This window comes from Methylobacterium longum (assembly GCF_022179385.1).
In the GTDB taxonomy this organism is placed as follows: domain Bacteria; phylum Pseudomonadota; class Alphaproteobacteria; order Rhizobiales; family Beijerinckiaceae; genus Methylobacterium; species Methylobacterium longum.
The window spans coordinates 1-1,221 of the sequence record NZ_BPQS01000131.1 but is presented as its reverse complement, the minus strand read 5'-3'; the positions used below and the strand labels follow the sequence as shown (position 1 = coordinate 1,221).

Below are 1,221 nucleotides of genomic sequence, written 5' to 3'. Positions count from 1 at the left end.
AGCGCCTGCCCGGTCCGGCGCGCCGCCTCGATGAACACCTGCATGTTCGCCCGCGCCGCACGCTGCCCGATAAACTCGGACAGGCTCAGCGGACGGATCGTCTGGTCGGCGCCGTCCCGGCCCGCACCCGGCTCCGGCGGGACGGCCGGCGGCCGGGCTGTCTTCATCGGCGCCATCGGTCAGGCCGCCACCTTCACCCGGTCCCGCGCCGGCTCGAAGGGCTGCACGAGCACGCGCCGCCCGGTCAGGTCGTGCACGGTCACACGCCATTCGGCCCAGTCGGTTCGGTTCGCCAGCGACTGCCGCACGTCGGCCGCCACCTGCCGCGCCCGCTCGACCAAGCGCGACGACGCCCGGACCTCCCGGCCGCGCGCGTCGAACACGCATTCAAGGCCGTTGGTGCAGTGAAAACGGTAGCGTGCCATCCCTCACTCCTCCTCGCGCCGAGCGGCGCCCGTCATCATGTGTTCACTATATGTTCCTATTGGCGGGAGATCCAGCCCGGGCGAAGCGCCGCAGGCCGGTTTGCCCGTGGCGCGCCGATCCGCGAGGGGGTTTCCGCGGTTGGGTCGACATGTTCGCCGGCGGGGATCGGACGAAGGGGCTCGGACAGACATGGGATGCATCGGGACACCACGGCGGGCCATGGTTCTTCTGGCTGTCGGTGCGGCCGTCGCCGCGTCGTCGGCCTGGGCCGACACGGCGGGCGTTGTCGAAACCCGGCTCCACACGCCGCCGGATTCGCACGAGCCGCAGCGTGCCCGGGTCGAACTGCACAATCCGGGCCCGGAGGCGCGGGCGCCGGCCACGCTCCTCTGCACGTTCACGGCTGCCGGCGGGTCGGTTCTCGACACGACCACCACGACGGTGCCGAGCATCGCCGCCGACGCGACCGTGCAGGCGGAGGCGATCTATTACGGCTGGCCCCGGGCCGGCGGCGCGGCGTGCCGCCTCGCTGAGCCGCGCTAGACGTTCGGTCACGGTCGCCGGCGGAGCCGATTCAACCGGGAGCCGCTGCGCCCGGCGGACCTTGCCTGGATGCGCAGCCCATAGGCCACGGATCTGATCACACGGCGGAGGAGGTCGCCCGCGCCCGCGGGTCGACGTCTCATACCAAGCCTCGTTGAGCGGGACTCACGTGGGGTAGCGGATCGGACAGGGCTGTGATTCTGTCCTCGGGTTTGAAGCCTGGGAGGATGGGATGGCCGCTCCTATACCGCT

General features: G+C 71.5%; 2 protein-coding genes and 1 pseudogene. 1 reads left to right on the top strand and 2 read right to left on the bottom strand.

What is annotated here, in order from left to right:
• Positions 1-167, bottom strand: a pseudogene (locus MFF58_RS31670) (Holliday junction branch migration DNA helicase RuvB); the annotation flags it as partial.
• A gap of 12 nt (positions 168-179) precedes the next feature.
• The gene (locus MFF58_RS31665) at positions 180-425 is read right to left on the bottom strand and encodes a DUF6894 family protein (RefSeq protein ID WP_238294292.1); all 246 of its coding nucleotides are present in this window, start codon (positions 423-425) and stop codon (positions 180-182) included.
• 220 nt (positions 426-645) lie between these two features.
• Here MFF58_RS31665 and MFF58_RS31660 point away from each other — a divergent pair, with 220 nt between their 5' ends.
• Complete coding sequence (locus MFF58_RS31660; protein ID WP_238294290.1) at positions 646-969, top strand: hypothetical protein; 324 nt, start codon at positions 646-648, stop codon at positions 967-969.
• Positions 970-1,221: the final 252 nt, after the last annotated feature.